21 protein-coding genes and 1 pseudogene are annotated in these 21627 nt (G+C 72.1%); 9 read left to right on the top strand and 13 right to left on the bottom strand.

Translation table 11 applies throughout. From position 1 onward, the window contains the following. Positions 1–147 precede the first annotated feature (147 nt). Both MUY22_RS19825 and MUY22_RS19820 read left to right on the top strand, forming a co-directional pair. Entirely contained in the window at positions 148–1575 is a 1428-nt protein-coding gene (locus tag MUY22_RS19825; protein WP_247061542.1) for a M1 family metallopeptidase, read from the top strand. 5 nt (positions 1576–1580) lie between these two features. Then, positions 1581–2666, top strand: coding sequence for an RNA polymerase subunit sigma-70 (locus MUY22_RS19820; protein ID WP_247061540.1), 1086 nt, complete (start codon positions 1581–1583; stop codon positions 2664–2666). Here the strand turns inward: MUY22_RS19820 and MUY22_RS19815 are convergent. From MUY22_RS19815 to MUY22_RS19800, 4 genes are all read right to left on the bottom strand, one after another. Beyond that, positions 2572–3117 (bottom strand): dihydrofolate reductase family protein, encoded by a 546-nt coding sequence (locus MUY22_RS19815; protein ID WP_247064011.1) that lies wholly within the window; start codon positions 3115–3117, stop codon positions 2572–2574. The two genes, MUY22_RS19820 and MUY22_RS19815, sit on opposite strands and share 95 nt — an antisense overlap. Positions 3118–3218: 101 nt before the next feature. Beyond that, the gene (locus MUY22_RS19810; protein WP_247064009.1) at positions 3219–4043 is read right to left on the bottom strand and encodes a DUF72 domain-containing protein; all 825 of its coding nucleotides are present in this window, start codon (positions 4041–4043) and stop codon (positions 3219–3221) included. Positions 4044–4142: 99 nt separating this feature from the next. After that, positions 4143–4637 (bottom strand): RICIN domain-containing protein, encoded by a 495-nt coding sequence (locus MUY22_RS19805; RefSeq protein ID WP_247061539.1) that lies wholly within the window; start codon positions 4635–4637, stop codon positions 4143–4145. Positions 4638–4742: 105 nt separating this feature from the next. Next, a complete protein-coding gene (locus MUY22_RS19800; protein ID WP_247061538.1) occupies positions 4743–5582 on the bottom strand; it encodes an SDR family oxidoreductase in 840 nt (279 codons plus the stop codon). A gap of 91 nt (positions 5583–5673) precedes the next feature. Here MUY22_RS19800 and MUY22_RS19795 point away from each other — a divergent pair, with 91 nt between their 5' ends. Beyond that, a complete protein-coding gene (locus MUY22_RS19795) occupies positions 5674–6045 on the top strand; it encodes a helix-turn-helix domain-containing protein (RefSeq protein ID WP_247061537.1) in 372 nt (123 codons plus the stop codon). Between the two features lie 75 nt (positions 6046–6120). Here the strand turns inward: MUY22_RS19795 and MUY22_RS19790 are convergent, their stop codons facing one another. The 5 genes from MUY22_RS19790 to MUY22_RS19770 form a co-directional block, all read right to left on the bottom strand. Further along, a complete protein-coding gene (locus tag MUY22_RS19790; RefSeq protein ID WP_247061536.1) occupies positions 6121–6564 on the bottom strand; it encodes a hypothetical protein in 444 nt (147 codons plus the stop codon). A 54-nt stretch (positions 6565–6618) separates the two neighbouring features. Next, positions 6619–7680, bottom strand: coding sequence for a hypothetical protein (locus tag MUY22_RS19785; RefSeq protein ID WP_247061535.1), 1062 nt, complete (start codon positions 7678–7680; stop codon positions 6619–6621). Between the two features lie 62 nt (positions 7681–7742). Then, positions 7743–8978 (bottom strand): RNA polymerase sigma factor, encoded by a 1236-nt coding sequence (locus MUY22_RS19780; protein WP_247061534.1) that lies wholly within the window; start codon positions 8976–8978, stop codon positions 7743–7745. Next, positions 8975–9298, bottom strand: a complete 324-nt coding sequence (locus MUY22_RS19775; protein WP_247061533.1) for a YciI family protein — start codon at positions 9296–9298, stop codon at positions 8975–8977. Before MUY22_RS19775 ends, MUY22_RS19780 begins: the two co-directional genes overlap by 4 nt. Positions 9299–9342: 44 nt before the next feature. Beyond that, positions 9343–9963 (bottom strand): dihydrofolate reductase family protein, encoded by a 621-nt coding sequence (locus tag MUY22_RS19770; RefSeq protein WP_247061531.1) that lies wholly within the window; start codon positions 9961–9963, stop codon positions 9343–9345. 336 nt (positions 9964–10299) lie between these two features. On the opposite strand from MUY22_RS19770, the gene MUY22_RS19765 reads away from it, so the two are divergent. Next, the gene (locus MUY22_RS19765) at positions 10300–11790 is read left to right on the top strand and encodes a right-handed parallel beta-helix repeat-containing protein (RefSeq protein WP_247061529.1); all 1491 of its coding nucleotides are present in this window, start codon (positions 10300–10302) and stop codon (positions 11788–11790) included. 25 nt (positions 11791–11815) lie between these two features. On the opposite strand, the gene MUY22_RS19760 is transcribed toward MUY22_RS19765, so the two are convergent. Together MUY22_RS19760 and MUY22_RS19755 are read right to left on the bottom strand one after the other, a co-directional pair. After that, complete coding sequence (locus tag MUY22_RS19760) at positions 11816–12442, bottom strand: TetR/AcrR family transcriptional regulator (protein ID WP_247061527.1); 627 nt, start codon at positions 12440–12442, stop codon at positions 11816–11818. Positions 12443–12467: 25 nt separating this feature from the next. Continuing rightward, entirely contained in the window at positions 12468–12941 is a 474-nt protein-coding gene (locus tag MUY22_RS19755) for a nuclear transport factor 2 family protein (RefSeq protein ID WP_247061525.1), read from the bottom strand. A gap of 238 nt (positions 12942–13179) precedes the next feature. On the opposite strand from MUY22_RS19755, the gene MUY22_RS19750 reads away from it, so the two are divergent. From MUY22_RS19750 to MUY22_RS19730, 5 genes and pseudogenes are all read left to right on the top strand, one after another. Further along, complete coding sequence (locus MUY22_RS19750; protein WP_247061522.1) at positions 13180–13458, top strand: VanZ family protein; 279 nt, start codon at positions 13180–13182, stop codon at positions 13456–13458. A 6-nt stretch (positions 13459–13464) separates the two neighbouring features. After that, on the top strand, positions 13465–14559 hold the full coding sequence (locus MUY22_RS19745; protein WP_247061521.1) for a HAMP domain-containing sensor histidine kinase: 1095 nt from the start codon (positions 13465–13467) through the stop codon (positions 14557–14559). Between the two features lie 109 nt (positions 14560–14668). Next, a pseudogene (locus MUY22_RS19740) lies at positions 14669–15858 on the top strand (cytochrome P450). Then, entirely contained in the window at positions 15855–16778 is a 924-nt protein-coding gene (locus MUY22_RS19735) for an ATP-binding cassette domain-containing protein (RefSeq protein ID WP_247061520.1), read from the top strand. The pseudogene MUY22_RS19740 and the gene MUY22_RS19735 overlap by 4 nt, the downstream one beginning before the upstream one ends. Next, on the top strand, positions 16775–17512 hold the full coding sequence (locus tag MUY22_RS19730; protein WP_247061519.1) for an ABC transporter permease: 738 nt from the start codon (positions 16775–16777) through the stop codon (positions 17510–17512). Before MUY22_RS19735 ends, MUY22_RS19730 begins: the two co-directional genes overlap by 4 nt. Here the strand turns inward: MUY22_RS19730 and MUY22_RS19725 are convergent. Together MUY22_RS19725 and MUY22_RS19720 are read right to left on the bottom strand one after the other, a co-directional pair. Beyond that, a complete protein-coding gene (locus MUY22_RS19725) occupies positions 17496–20621 on the bottom strand; it encodes a BTAD domain-containing putative transcriptional regulator (RefSeq protein ID WP_247061518.1) in 3126 nt (1041 codons plus the stop codon). The two genes, MUY22_RS19730 and MUY22_RS19725, sit on opposite strands and share 17 nt — an antisense overlap. A 275-nt stretch (positions 20622–20896) precedes the next feature. Then, positions 20897–21616, bottom strand: a complete 720-nt coding sequence (locus tag MUY22_RS19720) for an ABC transporter permease (protein WP_247061517.1) — start codon at positions 21614–21616, stop codon at positions 20897–20899. Positions 21617–21627 lie beyond the last annotated feature (11 nt).

Raw genomic sequence — 21627 nt, 5'->3', positions numbered from 1 at the left:
GGGCGCAGGCGGATCGCGCCGGGAGTCCTTTGTAGGCACAACCGGCCAGGAACCGCCCGAACCGGACTTCGAGGCCGCCGCGGCAGGGTTGATCCGCGTGTCGGATCGGACCTACTCTTCAGCGTCGATGACTGCCGAGGAGGACCGATGCGAGGCATCAACCGTAGCCGTGGTCACCTGGTGATCGTCTCCTGTGTACTGTCCGCCGGCCTGCTGGCCGCGACGGGCCCGGCGGCGGAGGCGGCGCCGGCACAGGCGCCGCGGTACTCCCCCGGTGCACCGGGCGCCGGGGACCCGTACTTCCCCGACATGGGCAACGGCGGCTACGACGTCGGCCACTACGACATCCGGCTGGCGTTCAGCCCCGCGACCCAGGCGATCGACGCGACCACGACGATCTTCGCCACCGCCACGCAGGACCTCTCCCGCTTCGACCTGGACTTCCAGGGACCGCTGAAGATCAGCAGGCTCTCGGTGAACGGCCGGAACGCCGCCTTCACCCGCAGCGGTGCCCAGGAGCTGGTGATCACCCCGCCGTACGGCCTGCGGAAGGGCAGCGCGTTCGTCGTCTCGGTGAGCTACGCCGGCGTCCCGCAGAAGATCGACGACCCCGCGCTGGGCCTGTCCGGCTGGGTCGCCACCAAGGACGGCGCGGTCGCGCTCAACCAGCCGATCGGCGCGGCGACCTACTACCCGGTGAACGACACCACCGACGACAAAGCGACCTACACGCAGACCATCACCGTGCCTGCCGGGCTCACCGTGCTGGCCAACGGCGAACCCGGGCCCACCACCACCCGCGATCACCAGACCACCTTCCGCTGGTCCATGAACCGGCCGATGGCCAGCGAGCTGAGCATGCTCGCGATCGGCGACTACGACGTCACCCGCGGCGTCGCGGCCGGCGGCCTGCCGAACATCACCGCGATCGGCAAGTCGATCGACACCAAGCCCGGTCAGGGCAAGGTGTTCAACCAGACCACGGCGCAGGTCATCCAGTGGGAATCCTCGATGTACGGGCCGTACCCGTTCGACTCGACCGGTGGCATCCTCGCCGACGTCGGCGTCGACTACGCCCTCGAGACGCAAAGCCGCCCGGTCTACGACCAGAGCACCAGCGACGTCGACGGCGACCTGCTCGCGCACGAGCTCGGCCACCAGTGGTTCGGCGACAGCCTCACCCCGGTGCACTGGTCGGACATCTGGCTCAACGAAGGCTTCGCGACCTACTCGGAGTGGCTCTACCAGGAGAAGTTCGACAACGTCCCGGTGCAGCAGACCTTCGCGAAGGCGTACGCCGACGAGAAGGACTGGAGCGGCGAAGTCGCCGACCCGGGGCGTGACCACATCTTCGACGACCTGGTCTACAACCGCGGCGCGATGGCCCTGCAGGCGCTGCGGGTGAAGATCGGCGACCGCGCCTTCTTCAAGGTGCTCACGCAGTGGCCGACGACCCACCGGTACGGCAACGTCTCGACGCGGCAGTTCATCCAGTTCGTCGAGCGGCTGACCGGCCGCGACCTCGGCTCGTTCTTCCGCACCTGGCTCTACCAGCCGGGCAAGCCGGCGCTCTGACGACCATGACCGACGCCGGACCGCCGGACGCCGACGAGGCCACGTTCACCGCGGCGGTCCGCTCCGGCGACCCGGCGCGGTTCGCGGTCGTCACCGAACGCCACCGGCGTGAGCTGCAGGTGCACTGCTACCGGATGCTCGCGAACTACGAGGACGCCCAGGACATGACGCAGGAGACGTTCCTGCGGGCGTGGCACAAGCGGGAGACGTTCAAGGGCCACGCGGCGCCGCGGACCTGGCTGTACCGGATCGCGACGAACGTCTGCCTCGACTTCCTGGACAAGCGCACCCTCGTGGCGTCGGAGCTGCCGGACCCGGGTTCCGAGGTGCCGTACCTGCAGCCCTATCCCGACCGGATGCTCCCCGAGGACCCGCAGGAATCGGTGGTGGCGCGGGAGACGATCGAGCTGGCGTTCATCGTCGCCGTCCAGCACCTGCCGCCGCGGCAGCGGGCGGTGCTCATCCTGCGCGACGTCCTCGGCTGGCCGGCGTCGACGGCCGCCGACGCCCTCGAGCTGACCGTCGCGTCGGTGACCAGCGCGCTGCAACGGGCGCGCGTGACCCTGCGCGAGCAGCTGCCCGGCCGCCGCCTCGACTGGCGGAGCCCCGCCACCCACGAGCTGTCGGCCGACGAGCGCGGCGTGGTGAAGGCCTACATCGACGCCCACGAGCGCAACGACCTCGACGCGCTGACGGCCCTGCTGCGCGACGACCTGCGCTTCGCGATGCTGCCGGATCCGGGCACCGTGACCGTGGGGGCCGGGGACGCGGTGGACGGCTGGGTCGCCGGCGGGCTCTTCCGGCCCGGCCACGACTGGCGCTGCGTCGCCACGACGGTCAACCGCATGCCCGCCGCCGTGCTGTACCGCCGCACCCCCGACGACCCGGAGTACCGGTTGCTCAACATCGCGGTCCTGCACATCGCCGACGGGAAGATCGCCGAGCTCACCGGCTTCGACGTCACCGGCAAGCCCTGGCTGGAGCTGCCCCCGACCCTCAGCGCCTCGTCTCGTACCGGGTCAGCACCACGCCACCGGGAAACGTCCGCGTCTCCACGAGGTCCAGGTTCACCCAGCTGTCCAGCACCGTGAACAACGGCGTGCCGCCGCCCACCAGGACCGGGTGGGTGACGATCTCGTAGGCGTCGACCAGCCCGGCCCGCACGGCCGCCCCGGCCAGCGTCGCCCCGCCGACCCGCATCGGGCCGCCGTCCCCGGCCTTCAGCCGGGTGATCTCGGCGACGGCGTCGCCGGTGACCAGGCGGGTGTTCCAGCCGACCTCGTCGATCGTCGAGGAGAACACCACCTTCGGCGTGTCCCGCCAGTTCCGCGCGAACTCGACCTGCGCCGGGGTGGCGCCGGGCCGCTGGTCGCCGGTCGGCCAGTGGGAGCTCATCGCCTCCCACAGCCCGCGCCCGTACAGCGACAGCGTGCCCGCCAGTTCCTGGTCGAGCCACCACTGGAACATCTCGTCGCTCGGCGGCCCGCTCCAGCCGAGGTCGTCGCCGGGCGCGGCGACGTAGCCGTCCACCGTCACGTTCATGCCGAAGATCAGTTTCCGGGTCAAGCCAGCCTCCTGTGAGTCGATCTCACACGTATAGACGGCCGCGGTGCGAAGTTCTCATCGGTGCGCGATGACGTCGCTCAGAACAGGGTCGCCGGCTCGATCGGCTCCGGCTCGGGCAGTGGTTCGAGGGCAGGCACCAGTGCTCGGACGTCGTCGTGGAAGTGGCGGGCCAGAGCCGGCGCGTCGTTGTTGTCGGGGGTGTGCAGGAAGACCGTCGGTGACCGGCCTTCGCGCAGCCAGCCGGCGACCACCTCGGCCCACGGCTGCCAGCCCTCGACGGTCTCCTCGACCGAGTCGCGGCCCAGGTAGCGGACCACCGGCTGGTCGGTCAGGGCCCGCGTCCGCCGTGGCAGCCGCGGCTTCTTGGCCCAGGCTTCCTGCTCGGCCTCGCTGGTCGGCGGGCTCCCGAAGAAGACCGTGGTGTCGAACGGCACCCACTCGGCGTCCGCGGCGGCCAGCGCCCCCTCCAGCAGCGACGTCGAGGCGGCGTCGGTGAAGAACCCGGGGTGCCGCACCTCCACCGCGCGCCGGCGGTCGGCGGGGAGCCGGCGCAGGAAGCGGACCAGGGCATCGACGTCCGCGGGGCCGAACGAGCCCGGCAGCTGGGTCCACAGGACCGCCCGGTCGCCGAGGGGTTCGATCGCGTCGAGGAACGCCCGCATCTCGGCCTCGACGCCGGCGAACCGGCGCTCGTGCGTGACGACCTTGGGCAGCTTGAGCACGAACCGGAAGCCGGGATCGGTCTGCTCCGCCCACGTCGCGACGGTGTTGTGGGCGGGTGTCGCGTAGAAGGTGGTGTTGCCCTCGACCGCGTTGCACCAGCCGGCGTAGGCCCGCAGGCGCTCGCCGGCCGGCAGCGCCTGCGGGACGAACCGGCCGGGCCACGCCTTGTGGGTCCACATCGCGCAGCCGACATGTAGACGTGCCACTCCGTCCGCTCCCCTCGCTCGTGCGGGAAACCAGTTTTCCACTCACGGCAACGGGAGCGGCCGGCGGCTGCGTCAGTTCCACCTCTGATCCACGTGGTAGTGGCAGTCCCACAGCACCAGCCGGGTCCCGTTCGCGGTGCTGCCGTTGTTCGCCAGGCCGACGCACTTGCCGGAGGGCGTGTTCTTCAACGCCCACCCGCCGGCCGGCACGTCGGCCCAGCTCCACTGCTGGTCGGGATTCCCGTGGCAGTCCCACAAAACCAGCTCGGTCCCGTTCGCCGTGCTGCCGTTGTTGGCCAGGCCGACGCACTTGCCGGACGGGGTGCTGCGCAACAACGGGTTACCGCCCCAGAACCAGTACTGGTCGGGGTTGAGGTGGCAGTCCCACAGGACCAGCCGCGTCCCGTTGGCGGCGCTGCCGTTGTCGGCCAGGCCGACGCACTTGGCGGGCGAGACGGCCAAGCTGTGGATGGGGCGGCTGTCGGTGGCGCTCGCCGGGAGGGTGACGCCGGCCGTCAACGCCAGCGCCCCGGCAAGCGCCACGATCACTCGGCTGAATCCGCGCATGGTGAGACCTTTCGCCGTTCCTGGTGGACAGGACTTCGCACCGGACAGCATCACCGGATCAGCCGGTGCGACAGCCCGCCGAAGGGGCAGCACAAAGGGCGGAACTCAGCGGAACGCGGCGACGTTGCGCGTCGCCCAGCCGGCGAACGGGCGCGGGGCGCGGCCGAGGACCCGCTGGACGTCCGGGCTGACGCGCAGCTCGGCCGGGTTCGGGGCACCGAGGATGTCCAGCGTGTCGTCGGCGAGCTCCGCCGGCATGCTCTGCGACATGGCGGCCTTCGCCTCCGCCCGGGTCAGCTCGTGGAACCGCACCGGCGAGCCCAGCGCGGTGGCGATGGCTTCCGCCTGCCCCCGCGGCGTGATGACCTCCGGGCCGGTCAGCGCGTACACGCCGCCGGTGTGCCGGTCGTCCAGCAGGCAGGCCGCCGCGACCTCGGCGATGTCCGCGGGGTCGATGATCGGCACCCCGACGTCACCGAAGGGCGCGGCGACGACCCGCCGCTCGCGGACGGACTCGGCCCACCACAAGGCGTTGGAGGCGAACCCGCCCGGCCGCAGAACGGCCCAGTCCACATCGGACTCCCGCAGCACGTCCTCCACCGCGCGCAACGCGATCCGCGTCGCGCCGAACGGCCTGGTCGCCACGCCCAGCGAGGAGAGCAGGACGATCCGCCGGACCCCACTGGCCACAGCCTGGTGGATGACGTCGGCGGGGCTCGCTCCGGTGGCGTGCAGGTCGCCGGACAGCAGCAGGAACAACGCCTTCGCCCCGGCCAGCGCCGGTTCGAGGCCGGCCGGCGCGGCCAGGTCGGCCACCACGTGCCGGCCACCCTCCGGCGCCGGCGCCGCGTGCCGCGACACCGTCGTCACCTGCTCGCCCGCTTCGATCAGCGCCCGCGTCAGCGGCTTGCCCACGTTCCCGGTGGCTCCGGTCACCACGATCATCTTCAGCTCCTCCGTTCGACGTCCTCTAAGGCGGAACGCTAGGAGCCGGGCTAACTTTTGGTAAGAACATACCTGGAGGTAAGCTCCGGACATGACCGGAGGCGCGCAGCTCACCCCCGCCGAGGCGGGCAAGCGGTATGAGGTGTTTCACACCGACTGCCTGGCACGTGACGTGGTCGACCACGTCACCAGCAGGTGGGGCATCTGGGTGCTGATCTGCTTGCGGAGCAACGACCTTCGGTTCTACGAACTGCGCGAGAGCATCCAGGGCATCAGCGAGAAGATGCTTTCCCAGACCCTGCGCACCCTGGTCCAGGACGGCCTGGTCTGGCGGCAGGTCGAGCCGACGACACCGCCGCAGGTCACCTACGGGCTGAGCGAGTTCGGCCGGTACGCCAGCGAGCCGCTGACCGAGCTGTTCGACCGGATCACCGAACGGCTGGCACCGCGCGGCACGGACTAGCGTCGACGGGAAAGGGGCTCCCGGTCAGCGGCGGCGGCCGGTCAGCGGCGGCGGCCGGTCAGCGGCGGCGGCCGGTCAGCGGCGGCGGCCGGTGGCCAGGATGACGAGGAACTGACCGCCGCCCGGCTCGATGTTCGCCGTCACCGGCAGGTCCGGCACCAGCCGGGAAAACCGGTCCACGAGCCAGTCCGCCGCCTCCTGGGCGTCCTGTTTCGTCGGGCAGCGGGCCACCATCTCGCGGCCGCCCTTGCGCTCCAGCCGCCCGGCCACGGTGATCAGCGGCGCGGGTTCGGCCACGTGCAGGCGGTCCGGCCAGGCGATGACCACCTTGACCGCGCCCTTGCGGGTGTTGCACCCGCGGTGTGCGAGCCGCTCGGCGATCTTGGCCTTGCGGTCGGCGGTCCGGCTGTCGACGCTGGGTCCCCGCGGGTCGTTCACCGACATGTCGGGGTCGACCGGCTCGTCGCACACCCAGCACCGCCAGCCGTCGCGCTCGGCCACGTCATCGAGGAGACTCATCCTGGCAAACTAGCCTGCGCGGCCGCCGCCCGACGCACCGCACTCGGGTGCGGCTCAGCCGATCCGGAAGCTGCCCGCGCAGGGGTAGCCCGGCACACCGGCCGTCGCCGGCTTGGCCGGGTGCGGGTAGCCCAGCAACCACAGCTGCCCGGTCATCGCCACGTTCGCGGCCAGTGAGGTGTCGGCGAACAGGCGGAACCGCGTCTGCCGGCCGTCCGGGTGCAGCGCCCAGCCGGTCAGCTTGGCCACGCCGCGGATGCGCGGCGTGAACGGCGTGTCGAGCGCGACCCGCAGCTCCACCCAGACGTCCTCGGTGATCGGCCGGCGGATCCGCAGGACACCGGCGACCATCAGCAACCCCAGCAGCACCAGCACCGCGCTGCCGCCGGCGATGCCGCCCAGCGCGGCCGGGCCGGTGATGCCGTCGGGCTCGAACCGCACGGTCGCCACGGCGACGAAGCCCGCCGCGCCCAGCACCAGGAACGTGCTCGCGGAGACGATCGTCCGCCGGATCCTGGCCGCCCGGTGCGCGGCCAGCACCGGATCGTGCCGCGGCGGCGTCGGGTGGCGTGAGACGAGCTCCACGGGCGTCGCCCCGGCTGCCGCGGTGTCTTCGATCCGCCCGGCCCGCAACCACATCGCGCCCGGCAGGCGGACGAACACCCGCCGGCCGCCGCCGAGCACCCACAGCCGTCGCTCGCCGGCCAGCTGCACCCGCGCCCCGCCGGGGAGCCGGGACCGCAGCCACCGCCCGTCCGGCAGCCGCACGAACACCCGCGATCCCTTCGCGAGCAACCCGTCCGGGGCGACGTCGAGCCGGTGGTAGGGCTCCCCGAACAGGCGCCGGACCCGCTGGTAGACGCTCAGGACGTAGCTCCACAGCGCCAGCGAGCCGCCGAAGACGGCGAAGTAGTAGTACGGCAGGGCGCTCCCCGGCCGTTCGAGCAGCGCGAGCAGGACGCCGAAGAGCAGGAGAGCGCCGCTGAGCCCCATGCGGACGGTGGTCGCGTTGGTCAGCTGCCGGACGTACCCGGGGAACAGCGGTTCGGCCCCCGACGGCACGGCGGGCACGGGCTCGTGGACGCGGACCCTGCCGACGTCGGAAGCGATGTCCATGGCTCGTCGTCCCCCGTCGGTCCGTGTGCTCGGCCGCGGCAGCGTACCGGGCCGGATCCGGGCTATCCCAGCTGGTCGCGGCGGCGGGTCAGGTAGGCGGTCTCGGCGGTGTTGCCCGCCAGCCCGATGGCCCTGTCGTACGCCTCGCGCGCCTGCCCGCCGCGGCCCAGCCGGCGCAGCAGGTCGGCGCGGGTCACGTGGTAGGCGTGGTAGCCGGCCAGCTTGTCCGCCAGGCGGTCGACGGCCGCGAGGGCAACCTCCGGGCCGTCCAGCTCGGCGACGGCGATGGCCCGGTTGAGGGCGACGATCGGCGACGGGTCGAGCCGGACGAGCCGGTCGTAGAGGGCCAGGACCTGCGACCAGTCGGTGTCGCGCATGTCGCGGGCGGAGGTGTGCACGGCGTTGATCGCGGCGAGGATCTGGTAGCGCCCCGGAGCCACCCCGGCGGCGGCCGCGGCGAGGCGTTCGCGCACCAGCCCGTGCCCCTCGGCGAGCAGGACCGCGTCCCAGGCCCCGCGGTCCTGCTCGGCGAGCGCGACCAGTTCACCGCTCGCCGAGACGCGGGCGGGGCGGCGGGCCTCGGTGAGCAGCATCAGCGCCAGCAGGCCGGCCACCTCGCCGTCGGCCGGCAGGAGCGCGCGGATCAGGCGGGCGAGCCGGATCGCCTCGGCCGTCAGGTCGTGCCGCACCGGATCGGTGTCCGGGCCGGTGGCCAGGTACCCCTCGTTGAAGACGAGGAACAGGACGGCGAGCACGCCGGAGACGTGGGCCGGGAGGTCCTCGGCGGCCGGCACCCGGTAGGGGATGCGGGCCGCCTTGATCTTGGCCTTCGCGCGGGTGATCCGCTGCCCCATGGTGGGCTCGGCCACCAGGAAGGCGCGGGCGATCTCCGGCATGGTCAGGCCGCCGACCATCCGCAGCGTCAGCGCCATCCGGGTCTCCATCGCCAGCGCCGGGTGGCAGCAGATGAAGATCAGCCGTAGCCGGTCGTCGTCGATGGCACCGAGAGGCTCGGGTGGGGCGTCGTCGGACACCATCTGGGCCTCCTTGTGCTTGTCGTCGCGCTTGTTCTCGCGCCGGATCCGGTCGATGGCCTTGCGCTGGGCGGTGGTGGTCAGCCAGGCGCCGGGGCTGGGCGGCACGCCGTCGGCCGGCCACCGCTCGACGGCGGTCGCGAACGCCTCGGCCGCGGCCTCCTCGGCGACGTCGAGGTCACCGAAACGCCTGGTCAGCGCGGCGACCACCCGGGCCCACTCGGCGTGGTGCACCCGGGTGATCGCTTCCTCGACGTCGCTCATCGGAACGGCCGCACCTCGATCTTGCGGTCGCACGCCTTCGACGCCTCGGTGGCGAGCTCCAGCGCCACGTCCAGGTCGGGGGCCTCCCACACCCAGACGCCGGCGAGGTACTCCTTCGACTCCACGAACGGGCCGTCGCTGAACACCGCCTGCTCGCCGCGGCTGTCGACGACGGTGGCCGTGTCGGTGTCCGCGAGCCCGCCCGCGAAGACCCAGTAGCCCTCGGCGATCAGGCGTTCGTTGAACGCGCTGATGGCGGGCTGCCGGTCCGTGCGGCCGGGATCGTCCTTGTCGTCGATGACGGAAACCAGGTACTGCATCCGAAGCTCCTCTCCTGCGGGGTCGAGACAGTGTGGTCCGGCGGTCAGGCCTTCGAGCCGGTGGCGTACCGCGGGCGCCCGGCCGGCCGCAGGACCTGGATCGTCACGCCGTTGGAGTCCACTCGCGACTCGGCCACCTCGAGCGCGAGGTCCGGGCCGGTCTCGGGGAACAACCGCTTGCCCTGGCCGACGACCACGGGCACGACGATCAGCGTCAGCTCGTCGACCAGGTCGTGCGCCAGCAGCCACCGGACCAGGGTGCCACTGCCGTGCACCTGCAGGTCGTCCCCCGGCTTCGCCTTCAGCTCGCGGACGGCCGCCTCCAGGTCGCCGTCGAGCACGGTCGTGTCCGCCCAGCCCGGCGCGGTGAGCGTGGCCGAGGCGACGTACTTGGGCGCCTCGGCCAACGCCACGCCGACGGGGTGGGCGCGCATCCCGTCGACCGCTCCCCAGGAACCGGCGAACAGCTCGTAGGTCCGGCGGCCGAACAGGAAGGCCCCGGCACGCTGGTAGGTCCGCGTGATGAACGCCCGGGTCTCGTCGTCACCCGCGCCCAGGGCCCACCCGCCGCGCTCGAACCCGGTGCGGCGGTCCTCGTCCGACGCGCCGCCGTTGCCCTGCACCACGCCGTCGAGGGTGATCTGGGTGATGGTCGTCAGCTTCATGGTGGTGGTTCCTCACTTCGGCGCCGCCCCTCGTGGGCGGCCTCACCCCTGCCACGAACGCCACCGGCCCGATCCGACAACCCCGCCAGGATTTCTTCGGGGAAGTTCCCGGACACGCGCCCGGCGGGGCGCCGCCACCGCATTTTTCCCCACACGGGAGTCCGGCAACCCGCCCACCGAGGAAATTCCGGGCGATTACCCCGGCATTTCACCTGCCCTTGCCTAATGGACGTGAATTGATCACCCCGAATTCCGTCACTACGTACACTCGAAAGCGGCGAAGTCAACACGGGTGGTCTATGCTCATTTCCGGGCACACTCCGTAGATTCGTCCGCATGTCCCGCATCGGTCCCGTTTTAGCTGCCGCAGTACTGGCCGTCCTGCTGATTCCCCCCACCGCCGCCACCGCGGCGAAGTCGCCGACGCCGGGGCCGGTGTGCGACCACCAGCCGGTCGCCAACACCACCGCGCCCGCCGGGGCCGTGGTAATCGACCCCGCCGTTTCCGCGGACCTGTACCACAAAACGCAGGATTCGCCGGCAGGCACCACTTTCTGGCTCGCGCCGGGAACGCACACGCTCGCGTCGGATCCGTTCGGCCAGGTCATCCCGAAAGACGGAGACGTCTACCTCGGCGCGCCCGGCGCGGTGCTCGACGGGCAGCGGATCAACCTGGCCGCGTTCACCCAGCAGGCCAAGGACGTCGTCATCCGCGGCCTGACCGTGCAGAACTTCGTCCCGCCGCAGGACCAGGGCGTCGTCAACCACGATTCCGGAGAACACTGGACCATCGAAAACTCCACGGTGCAGAACAACGCCGGCGCCGGGCTGATGGCCGGCGCGCGGCAAGTGGTGCGGCACAGTTGCCTGCGGAACAACGGGCAGTACGGCATGAACGCCTACCGCTCGGACAACACGATCACCGGACTGGTCGTCGAAGGCAATGAAATCGCCGGGAACAACACCGACGACTGGGAAACCCGCGTTCCCGGCTGCGGGTGCAGCGGCGGGATCAAGTTCTGGTCCGTCAACCGGGCCGACATCCGCGGGAACTGGGTCCACGACAACCACGGCGCCGGCCTGTGGGCCGACACCAACAACAACGACTTCCTCATCGAACGCAACCTCATCGAGGGCAACGAGGCCGAAGGCCTGTTCTACGAGATCAGCTACAACCTCGTCTTCCGCGACAACACCCTGCGGCGCAACGCCCTCGTTTCCGGCAAGTACAAAGCCGATCGCGGCGACAACTTCCCCGTGGCCAGCGTGTACATCTCGGAGTCCGGCGGCGACCGCCGGGTGCCGGCCCGGACCCACCTGATCGACATCTACGACAACACCTTCGAGGACAACTGGTCCGGGATCACCGCGTGGGAGAACGCCGACCGGTTCTGCAACAGCCCCGCCAACACCTCCAGCAACACCTGCACCAAGCTGGTCCCCGACCGGACGTCGTGCTCGGCCCCCGCGATCGCCACCCGGCCGCTCTACGACGACTGCCGGTGGAAGACGCAGCTGGTCGAGGTGCACGACAACACGTTCCGGATCGACCCCGCCCACATCGGCTGCACGAGCGCGCTGTGCGGCCGGATGGCGCTGCTGGCCAACTACGGCACCTACCCGGACTGGTCGCCCTACCGCGGCACCGTCGTGCAGGACGCGATCACGCACGACCAGGGCAACTACTGGTTCAGCAACGCCTACTACGGCCCGTGGAGCTTCGTCGCCGGCGACACCTCGCGCACGCTCACCGCGCAGCAGTGGCAGTCGACACCGTGGGACCAGGACGACTGCGCCTCCTTCGACGGCGTGGCCGGCCCCTGCTGAGCGGGACGGCGGCTGACGGGGCCCGTCAGCCGCCGTCGCCCTGATCCGGGCGGCGGGCCAGCGACGCGAGGATGATCTCCCGCGCCGCGCGGTCGGTGGCCGCGAAGGCGGCCGGGTCCCGGCCGATGCGTTCGGCGCCCGAGCGCATGACCCCGGACAGCAGCTCCACCGCCAGCTGGACGTCACCGACGTCGCGGAACTCCCCACGCTCGATGCCGGCCCGGACGACGTTCTCCACCGCGACGACGATCGCGTGGAACGGGCTGTCCGGGCCCTTCGGCGTCCCGGCGAAGGCCAGCCCGGCGCCCGGCCGGAACATCAGCTGCACGACCTGGTCGGTGAACGCGTCCAGGACGGCGACGACGATCTCGCGCAGCCGTTGCGCGGCCGGGTCCGCGGACCGCGCGGCGATCGCGGCCACCCGCTCGACCGCCGGCTGGGCCAGCCGCTGCGTCAGCGCCAGGACCAGCGCGCTCTTGTCGCGGGCGTAGTTGTAGAGGGTGTTGCGCGCGAGCCCCGCCCGGGCCGCGATGTGACCCATGGTGATCGAGTCGTAGTCGCGTTCGAGCAGCAGCTGCCGCGTCGCCGCGGCGAGCTCGGCCCACACCACCTCGTGGTGCTCCTCGATGCTGGCTCCGCGGATCCGTGGCATCGGATCATCTTCCCATCGCCGCGCGTCAGCGTGCCTGCGCCGCGGCCAGTGCGACGCTCGACAGGTGCGGGTTGTCCTGGTGCGCCGAGGTGAGCTTGACGCGGTCGAGGCGCCAGCCGGCCGCCGTGCGGACCGCCTCGTTGTCGTAGAAGCCGACCACCAGCCAGTGGTTCGGTCCGCCGCCGGCGAGCTCGTCCGGGACCCAGTGGTCGGCGCGGACGTGCGCGTGGATCTTCGCCCGGTCGCCGTCGACGTCGACGACGTGGCCGGTGATGGCGTGGTGCGTCGCCGTGTAGAAGGCGAAGGCGCCGCGGAGGTTCTCGACGTAGTCGGCGAGCGGCACGGTCATCGGCGGGATGTCGGCGACCGACCCGAAGTCGAGCGTCACCGGATCGGTGAAGACGCGGCCGGGCAGCTCGGTGAACTCCTTCAGGTCGGCGATGTCGGCGTAGCGGCCGAGCAGCTCGACGAGTTCGGCGCGATCGCTGAGCGCGTTCATGGGGGGCCTCTCGTTCGGTGCGGCGTCGCCTTGATGCGACGACCTGTCGCAAAGATTACGACAGATTGTCGCGAAAAGCTAGCAGCCCGGGCCTATCGCGGACGTATCGGAATCCGCGTACCCCCTCGCAACGGGCCCGCGGCTTCAGTGGGCGCGTGGACCACAGCGAACGGAGGCCGTGTGCTCGACGGGTGGCACGGCTGGACCGGGCAGCCGGGCCGGCACCGTGCCCGGGCGGGTGAGCCTGGTGCCGCTGCGCGACCTGCTCACGATGCCGGTGGGCCAGATCGCCGGCAACCTGCTCGTGTTCACGGCGCTGGGGTTCTTCGTCCCGGTGCGGTTCGCGACGTCGGTGCCGCGGGTCCTGGCGCTCGCGGCGGGTCTGTCGATCCTGCTCGAGACCGCGCAGTACGTCCTGCGGCTGGACCGGGTGTCCTCTGTGGACGACGTGCTGCTCCACGCCGCCGGCACGGGGCCGGCCGCGCCGGCGTCACGGCGCTGGTGGGCGGCCCGCTGAGTGCGCGTGCCGGGTAGGCGTCCGGGGCCGAGCGCCCGCCTGAAGCTCACCCTCGGCTACGCCGGGATCCTCCTGCTCACCGGCGCCGTCCTGCTGGTCGTGGTGTGGGTGTTCCTGCTGCGCTACGTCCCCGACAACGACCGGGGCCTGCTCGGCATCGCCCCCAACCGCTACCTCCTGGTGCGCGTCTTCTTCCCCGCCGCGGCCACCGCGATGGGCGCCCTGGTCGTGGTCGGCCTCGTCGGCGGCTGGGTGCTCGCCGGCCGGATGCTCGCGCCGCTCACCCGGATCGCGGACGCGGCGCGGCTGGCCTCGCGGGGATCGCTGTCGCACCGGATCCGCCTGGAGGGCCGCAAAGACGAGTTCCGCGACCTCGCCGACGTCGTCGACGTCATGCTCGGGCGGCTCGAATCCCACGTCGCCGAGCAGCGGCGGTTCGCCGCCAACGCCTCGCACGAGCTGCGCACCCCGCTGGCGATCTCAAAAACGCTCCTCGACGTCGCCCGCACCGACCCCACCCGGGACCGGAGCGAGCTCGTCGAACGCCTCCACGCCGTCAACGCGCGGGCGATCGACCTCACCGAGGCGCTCCTGCTGCTCAGCCGCGGCGAGCGCGGGAGCTTCACCCGCGAGCCCGTCGACCTCTCGCTCATCGCCGAAGAGGCCGCCGAGACGCTGCTTCCGCTCGCCGAACAGCGCGGGATCACGCTCGACGTCACCGGCGAGCCGGCCCGGAGCGCCGGCTCCGCGGAGCTGTTGCTGCGGATGCTGACGAACCTCGTGCAGAACGCCATCGTCCACAACCTCCCCGACGGCGGCACCGTGACGGTCCGCACGGAAGCGAAGCGCTACGCGAGCGTGCTGCGGGTCGAGAACACGGGCCGGGTGCTGCCCGCGGACCTGGTGCCGACGCTCACCGAGCCGTTCCAGCGCGACACCCGGCGCACCCGCACCGACGAGCACGCGGGCGTCGGCCTCGGGCTGGCGATCGTGCACAGCATCGTCCGGGCCCACGACGGGCACCTGGAGCTGACCCCCCGCACGGGCGGCGGCCTGCTGGTCACGGTCCGCCTCCCCGAGACCGGCCGGGGACACGGCTGACCACGGCCGTGTCAGGGCGGTGTCAGGTGCGTGTCAGCTCCGGCCGTGATCGTGGCTTCACCAGCCCGCCACGAAAGGCACTTCGATGACCAAGACCGCAGGCCTGCCCATGGACCGCGACGCCGGCCCCTTCGACCCGCCCCGCGACATCACCCGGCTGCGGGAGACGCGGCCCGTCAGCCCGCTGCTCTTCCCCGACGGCCACGAAGGCTGGCTCGTCACCGGGTACGACGCCGTCCGGACGCTCATGGCCGATCCGCGCTTCAGCTCGCGGCAGGACATCGGCGTGCTCCACGTGCCGTACGAGACGCCCGGGATGCCCGTCGCCACCGAGCCGTCTCCGCCGCTTCCCGGCGTCTTCATCGCGATGGACCCGCCGGATCACAGCCGGCTGCGGAAAGGCTGACCGGGGCCTTCACCGTCAAGCGGATGAAGCAGCTCGAAGCGCACATCGTCGACGTCGTCGAGCGGCAGCTGGACGTCATGACGAAGCTGACGCCGCCGATCGACCTCGTCGCGGAGTTCGCGTTGCCGGTGCCGTCGCTGGTGATCTGCGAACTGCTCGGCGTCCCCTACGCCGACCGCGCGGAGTTCCAGGCGAACTCGGCCCAGTTCATGGTCAAGGAGCAGCCGCTCGAACAGAAGATGGGCGCCTACATCGCGTTGAACACCTTTCTCGCCGAGCTGGTCACGCGCAAACGCGCCGAGCCCGGTGACGACATCCTGTCCGAGCTGGCCGGCCAGGACGACCTCAGCATCGAGGAACTGACCGGCGTCGCCTTCCTGCTGCTGCTCGCGGGCCACGAAACCACCGCGAACATGCTGTCGCTGGGCACTTTCGCGCTGCTGGAGCACCCCACGCAGCGGGCCGAGCTGGCCGCCGACCCGGCGCTGCTGCCCGGGGCCGTCGAGGAGCTGCTGCGCTACCTGTCCGTCGCCGACATCTTCTACCGCTACGCCACCGAGGACATCGACCTCGGCGGCGAGACGATCCCCGAGGGGTCGACCGTCGTCGTCTCGCTGCTGGCCGCCAACCGCGACCCGAAACGCTTCGAGAACCCCGACACCCTGGACGTCCACCGCACGGCCCGCGGGCACCTGTCCTTCGGCCACGGCGTCCACCAGTGCCTCGGCCAGCAGCTGGCCCGGATCGAGATGCGCGCCGGGTTCGAGGCGCTGCTGCGCCGCTTCCCGACGCTGGAACTGGCCGTCCCCGCGAGCGAGGTGAAGCTGCGGACCGACATGAACATCTACGGCGTCCACGAGCTGCCGGTGACCTGGACGGCGGCGGACCAGTGACGGCGATCGAGGTTTCCGGGCTGCGCAAGGCGTTCAAGGACAAGGTCGTGCTCGACGGCGTCGGCTTCGACGTCCCCGAGGGCACGGTCTTCTCCCTGCTCGGCCCGAACGGCGCGGGCAAGACGACCACGGTGAACGTGCTGACCACGCTGATGAAGGCCGACGGCGGGACGGTCCGCGTCGGCGGGCACGACGCCGGGACCGAGGCCAAGGCCGTGCGCGCCCGGATCGGTGTCACCGGGCAGTTCGCGGCGGTCGACGAGCTGCTGACGGGCCGGGAGAACCTGCAGCTGATGGCCGACCTGAAGCGGGCGGACGGCCGGGTCGTCACCGAGCTGCTCGACCGGTTCGACCTGACGGAGTCGGCGGGCGAACTCGCGTCGACCTACTCCGGCGGCATGCGCCGGAAGCTGGACCTGGCGATGACGCTCGTCGGCGACCCGCGGATCATCTTCCTGGACGAGCCGACGACCGGCCTGGACCCGCGCAGCCGCCGGACGATGTGGACGATCATCCGCGAGCTGGTCGACGGCGGCGTGACCATCTTCCTCACCACCCAGTACCTCGAGGAAGCCGATCGGCTCGCCGACCGGATCGCGGTGCTGGACCAGGGAAAGCTCGTCGCCCAGGGCACGCCCGACGAGCTCAAGCACCGGCTTCCCGGCACGCACGTCCGGCTCCGGTTCACCACCGCCGCCGAACTGGACGCCGCCGCGCGGATCTTCCCCGGCGCCACGCGCGACGACGAAGCGCTGGCCCTGCGGGTGCCCAGTGACGGCGGGACGCACTCGCTGCGGGCCCTGCTCGACCGGCTCGACGAGTACGCGGTCGGTGCCGAGGGGTTCTCCGTCCACACGCCGGACCTCGACGACGTCTTCCTCGCCCTGACGGGCCACAACACGAAGGTGACCGTGAAATGAGCACCCAGGTCATGGTGCGCCGCAACTTCAAGCACATCGCCCGGAACCCGACGTCGGTGTTCAACGCGGTGCTGATGCCGATCGTGATCATGCTGATGTTCGTGTACATGCTCGGCGACGCGTTCAGCGTCGGCGTCGACTACGTGGACTACGCGACGCCGGGGCTGATGCTGCTGGCCGTCTGCTACGGCCTGGGAGCGACCGCGACGTCGGTGAACTCCGACATGACGAAGGGCATCATCAACCGCTTCAAGGTCATGGACGTCTCCCGCGGCGCGGTGCTGACCGGGCACGTCGTCGCCAGCGTGCTGACGAACCTGGTCGCCATCGCGGCGCTCGTCGGGGTGGCGTTCCTGCTGGGGTTCCGCACGTCGGCGAGCCTGCTCGACTGGCTCGGCGTCGCCGGGATCGTCGTGCTGCTGGGCGTCGCGGCGGGCTGGTTCACCGTCGCGCTGGGGCTGGCGGCGAAGTCCCCGGAGACGGCCGGGCTGGCCACCGTGCCGCTGGTCATGCTGCCGTTCTTCAGCAGCGCGATCGTGCCGGCCGAGAAGATGGGCCCGGGCCTGCGGCAGTTCGCGGAGTACCAGCCGTTCACGCCGATCATCGAGACCCTGCGCGGCCTGCTCAACGGCGCCCCGGCGGCGGCCGACGTGATCCCGGCCCTGGCCTGGTGCGCCGGGATCGCGGTGGTCGGCTACCTCTGGGCGCGAGCGACGTTCAAGAAGCGGGCTTGACCAGCTCGCTCCACGCCGTCTCCGTGCCCTCGCGAACCGCCTCGGCGAACCCCTCGCCGCCGAGGCGGTCTCGTGCGGCCTGCTCGAGCCGGGCCACGTCCGGGTGGGAACAGTCCGGCAGGCCGCGCAGGCCGGCGCTCGCCGTGAGCAACCGCACGGCCTGCGCGGGGCGGTCTTCGCGCAGGGCCACGTCCGCGAACCCGACGAGGACCTGGGCGATCGTCAGCGGGTGCCCCGCCTCGGTCGCCGCGCGCAGGGCCGCGGTGCGGTGGTCGCGGGACTCGGCGACGTCCTCGGCGAGGTAGCCCAGCAGGTCCCGCGTCATCGCGCGGACGCCGGGCAGCTCGGCGGCCTCGCCCAGCAACGCCGTCGCGGCGTCGAGCTGGCGGCGGGCCTGCTCGGGATCGCCGCTCCAGCGGGCGAGCTCCGCCTTCGCCAGGGCCAGCTCGGCCAGCGCGCTCGGCCAGGCGACGCGTTCCGCGTGCCGCTGCGCCTCCGCCATGGCCGCCGCGCTCGCCTCGGCGTCGCCTGAGAGCCAGTACAGCTGGGCCTGCCGCGACCGCATCGGCACGACGTCGTCGAGCGCGCCGACCTCGGTGACGACGGCGATCGCGGCTTCGTAGTGCTCGCACGCCCGCGCGAACTCGCCGCGGGTGGCGATCCGGTTCGCCAGCTCCATCAGGGCGAACGCGATCCCCCACCGTTCGCCGAGCGCGCGGAACTCGGCCAGCGCCAGCTCGAGGTACTCGTCCGCGGCGCGCCCCTCCCGGCCGAGCTCGATCCGCATCTTGCCCAGGTGCAGCCGGGCGAGGGCGCGGACCCACGGATCTTCGTCGGCGAGCAGCGGTTCCCACGCGGGCAGGGGCTCTTCCGGCGCCTGCAGCAGCCGTTCCAGCGCGCCGACGACGCCCCAGATCGGGTGGTGGCGCGGGCTGCGCCGGGTGAACGCGTACGCCTTGTGGATCCACTCCTCGGCCCGGTACTGGTCCCCGCCCCGCCCGGAGCTCAGGAACATCGTGGCGTAGCCGTACACCGTGGCGCGGACGTCGTCGGTCACCTCGCCGGGCACGGCGGTGGCCGCCATGATCAGCTCGTTGCTCTCGGCCTTGTGCCCGCCGAGCCACCAGTACCACGCGGCGCCCGCCGCGAGCCGCATCGCGCCCTGGGCCTCGCCGGCCGCGAGCGCGCCGCGCATCGCGGCCCCGATGTTGTCGTGCTCGGCCGCGAGCGTGGCCAGCCAGTCGAGCTGCTCGACGCGGCGCAGGTGCGGCTCCGCGGTTTCGGCGAGCTCGGTGAAGTACGCGAGATGGGCGTGCCGCGCCTGCTCCGCCTCCCCCGCCTCGGCGAGCCGCTCGGCGGCGTACTCCTTGATCGTGCCGAGCATCCGGTACCGCGGCGCCGCGTCGTTTCCCGTGACCACCAGCGACTTCTCCGTCAACGCGGTCAGCAGCTCCAGCACCTGCCACGCTTCGACGGCGGCACCGGCGCAGACGCGCTCGGCCGCGTCCAGGCTCGCCCCGCCGGAGAACACCGCGAGCCGGCGCAGGACCGTGCGTTCGGCGCCGGTCAGCAGCTCCCAGCTCCAGTCGACCATCGCGCGCAGCGTGCGGTGCCGCGGCAGTGCGGTGCGGCTGCCGCCGGTCAGCAGGCGGAACCGGTCGTCGAGCCGGTGGGCGAGCTGGCCGAGGGACATCGTGCGCAGCCGGGCCGCGGCGAGCTCGATGGCCAGCGGCATCCCGTCCAGCGCCCGGCAGATGCGGGCCAGCGTCGACGCCGTGGCGGCGTCGGTCGCCAGGTCCGTGCGCACCGCGCCGGCCCGGTCCCGCAGCAGCCGGACGGCCGGCGCGGCCTCGATCTCGCCGGGTCCGGCGTCGGCCGCGGGCAGGACCAGCGGCACGACCTGCCAGAGCGCCTCGCCGGTGATGCCGAGGGGTTCCCGGCTCGTCGCGAGGATCCGGAGCCGGCGGCACTCGCCGAGCACGCGGTGGGCGAACGCCGCCGCCGACTCGATCACGTGCTCGCAGTTGTCCAGGACCAGCAGCACGTCCCGATCGCGGACCGCGGCGACGACCCGGTCCGTCGCCTCCGCGTCCGTCGCCTCGGCGAGCAGCGCGTCCCGCAGCCGGAGCGCCGACAGCGTCGCTTGAGCGACATCGCCGTTCGCGCCGAGGGCCGCGAGTTCCACCACCCAGGCGCCGTCCGGGAAGCCGCCGAGCAGCGTGCGGGCGGTTTCCGTGGCCAGCCGGGTCTTTCCCGAGCCACCGGGCCCGATCAGGGTGACGAGCCGGTGCGCGGCGACGAGGTCGCGGACCGTCTCCACGTCGGCGTCCTTGCCGACGAAGCTGGTCAGCTCGGCACGCAGGTTGGTCTGCCGGGTCTCCTCACGCCGCGCCAGCTCGCCGCGCAGCAGCGCGACGTGCACCGCGGCCAGCTCCGGCGACGGGTCGACGCCCAGCGCGTCGGCCAGGGCTTCCCGCGTGCGCTGGTAGACGAGCAGCGCCTCGGTGTCGCGGCCGGCCGCGGCGAGGGCGCGCACCAACGCGGCGACGAGCCGTTCGCGCACCGGGTGCGCGGCCACCAGGTCGGTCAGTTCCGCGACGAGGTCGGCACCTCCGCCGGCGCCGATCTCCGCGTCGAACCGGTCCTCCACGGCGGTCAGGCGCAACGCCTCGAGCCGGGTGACGGCCGCGTCGAAGGCCTCGCTCTCCGCGAGACCGACGTCCTGCATGGCCGCGCCACGCCACAACCCGACGGCCTCGCGCAGCAGCCGCGGGTCGTCCTCGGTGCGGGCGCGGTTGACCAGCCGCTCGAACCGGACGGCGTCGACGGCGTCCGGATCCACCTTCAGCCGGTAGCCGTCCGGCTGTCCCTCGACCGAGCCGTCCGGCAGCGCTTTCCGCAGCCGGGAAACCAGGCGCTGCAGGGCGTTCGCCGCTTCCGCGGGCGGGTGCTCGCCCCAGATCCAGTCGACGAGCGCCGTCTTCGGGACCACGTGCCCCGGTTCGAGCGCGAGGGCGATCAGCAGCCCGCGCAGCCGGGCGCCCGGCACGTCGGCGGTGCCGCCGTCGTCCGTGCGCACCTCGAACGGTCCCAGCATCCCGATCTGCACCCGGCCGATCTTGCCACGGGCGTCCGGCTACGGGTGGTCCGGCAAGATGTCCCGTACGCCGGGGTCACGAACAGTGGCGAGCCGGGTTCGCTGCGCAGCTCCCGGCGAGACGCGGGATCAGGCATTCGGCCGCTCGCACGAATGTCCTCATAGGACTCCAGGAACGCCGCGGAACCTCCGAGCGGCGGGGTTCACCCCAGGTGATCGCGGCCCCAGTCGGTCAGCACGGTGACGGCTCCGTCACGAAACCGATCAGTCCACTGTGGACTGCGGCGTCACCGGCGCGGCTCCCAGCGGAAGAGGCGGGTGGCCAGCGCGATCGCGACGATCACCCAGGCCAGCGTGGGCGCGAGCAGGATCAGCGAGTCGCCCAGTGCGACGCCGCCGTTCCAGGCGTCGAGGATCAGCTCGGTGGCCGAGCCGCCGGGGAGCAGGCGCTTGAGCAGCGTGAGCTGCTCGGTGCCGGTGGCGCCGACCCAGCCGGCCACGGCGACGACGCCGACGGTGACCGGCAGCGTGGTGACCTGGGCGTGCTCCGGGGAGTTGGTCAGGCCGGCCGTGGCCAGGCCCAGCGCGAGCATCATGACGATCGTCGAGACGACCGCCGCCACCAGCAGGAGCGGGTGAGCCGGCCGGTCGGTGACCGCGGCCAGCACGCCCAGGATCACGGTGACCTGGACCAGCGTGAGCACGGTGATCGGCACCAGCAGCCCGGCGAGGATGCCGACGTCGCCGGCCGCGGTGGAGCGCAGGCGCTTGAGGAACAGGTTCTGGCGGCGGGACGCGAGCGTCGTCACCGAGGTGGTGTAGAGCCCGATGCTCACCACGAAGAACAGGGCCAGCGCCGCGATGTAACCGAGGCTGCCCACCTTGGTGAACAGCTCGTGCTGGTTGATGAGGAACGCGCTGAACGCGACCGGCAGGAGCAGGGCGGTGACCAGGACCAGCCGGTTGCGGAAGATCTGGATCAGCTCGCCGCGAGCGATCGAAAGCATGGGAGAGGCCC

It is taken from the genome of Amycolatopsis sp. WQ 127309 (assembly GCF_023023025.1).
Classification (GTDB): Bacteria; Actinomycetota; Actinomycetes; order Mycobacteriales; family Pseudonocardiaceae; genus Amycolatopsis.
This window is presented reverse-complemented; position numbering and strand designations above follow the sequence as displayed.

Bases quoted from the DNA above. Each gene is read 5' to 3' on its own strand.
- MUY22_RS19825 (WP_247061542.1), top strand. From the start codon at position 148: ATGCGAGGCATCAACCGTAGCCGTGGTCACCTGGTGATCGTCTCCTGT.
- MUY22_RS19820 (WP_247061540.1), top strand. From the start codon at position 1,581: ATGACCGACGCCGGACCGCCGGACGCCGACGAGGCCACGTTCACCGCG.
- MUY22_RS19815 (WP_247064011.1), bottom strand. From the start codon at position 3,117: ATGAACGTGACGGTGGACGGCTACGTCGCCGCGCCCGGCGACGACCTC.
- MUY22_RS19810 (WP_247064009.1), bottom strand. From the start codon at position 4,043: ATGTGGACCCACAAGGCGTGGCCCGGCCGGTTCGTCCCGCAGGCGCTG.
- MUY22_RS19805 (WP_247061539.1), bottom strand. From the start codon at position 4,637: ATGCGCGGATTCAGCCGAGTGATCGTGGCGCTTGCCGGGGCGCTGGCG.
- MUY22_RS19800 (WP_247061538.1), bottom strand. From the start codon at position 5,582: ATGATCGTGGTGACCGGAGCCACCGGGAACGTGGGCAAGCCGCTGACG.
- MUY22_RS19795 (WP_247061537.1), top strand. From the start codon at position 5,674: ATGACCGGAGGCGCGCAGCTCACCCCCGCCGAGGCGGGCAAGCGGTAT.
- MUY22_RS19790 (WP_247061536.1), bottom strand. From the start codon at position 6,564: ATGAGTCTCCTCGATGACGTGGCCGAGCGCGACGGCTGGCGGTGCTGG.
- MUY22_RS19785 (WP_247061535.1), bottom strand. From the start codon at position 7,680: ATGGACATCGCTTCCGACGTCGGCAGGGTCCGCGTCCACGAGCCCGTG.
- MUY22_RS19780 (WP_247061534.1), bottom strand. From the start codon at position 8,978: ATGAGCGACGTCGAGGAAGCGATCACCCGGGTGCACCACGCCGAGTGG.
- MUY22_RS19775 (WP_247061533.1), bottom strand. From the start codon at position 9,298: ATGCAGTACCTGGTTTCCGTCATCGACGACAAGGACGATCCCGGCCGC.
- MUY22_RS19770 (WP_247061531.1), bottom strand. From the start codon at position 9,963: ATGAAGCTGACGACCATCACCCAGATCACCCTCGACGGCGTGGTGCAG.
- MUY22_RS19765 (WP_247061529.1), top strand. From the start codon at position 10,300: ATGTCCCGCATCGGTCCCGTTTTAGCTGCCGCAGTACTGGCCGTCCTG.
- MUY22_RS19760 (WP_247061527.1), bottom strand. From the start codon at position 12,442: ATGCCACGGATCCGCGGAGCCAGCATCGAGGAGCACCACGAGGTGGTG.
- MUY22_RS19755 (WP_247061525.1), bottom strand. From the start codon at position 12,941: ATGAACGCGCTCAGCGATCGCGCCGAACTCGTCGAGCTGCTCGGCCGC.
- MUY22_RS19730 (WP_247061519.1), top strand. From the start codon at position 16,775: ATGAGCACCCAGGTCATGGTGCGCCGCAACTTCAAGCACATCGCCCGG.
- MUY22_RS19720 (WP_247061517.1), bottom strand. From the start codon at position 21,616: ATGCTTTCGATCGCTCGCGGCGAGCTGATCCAGATCTTCCGCAACCGG.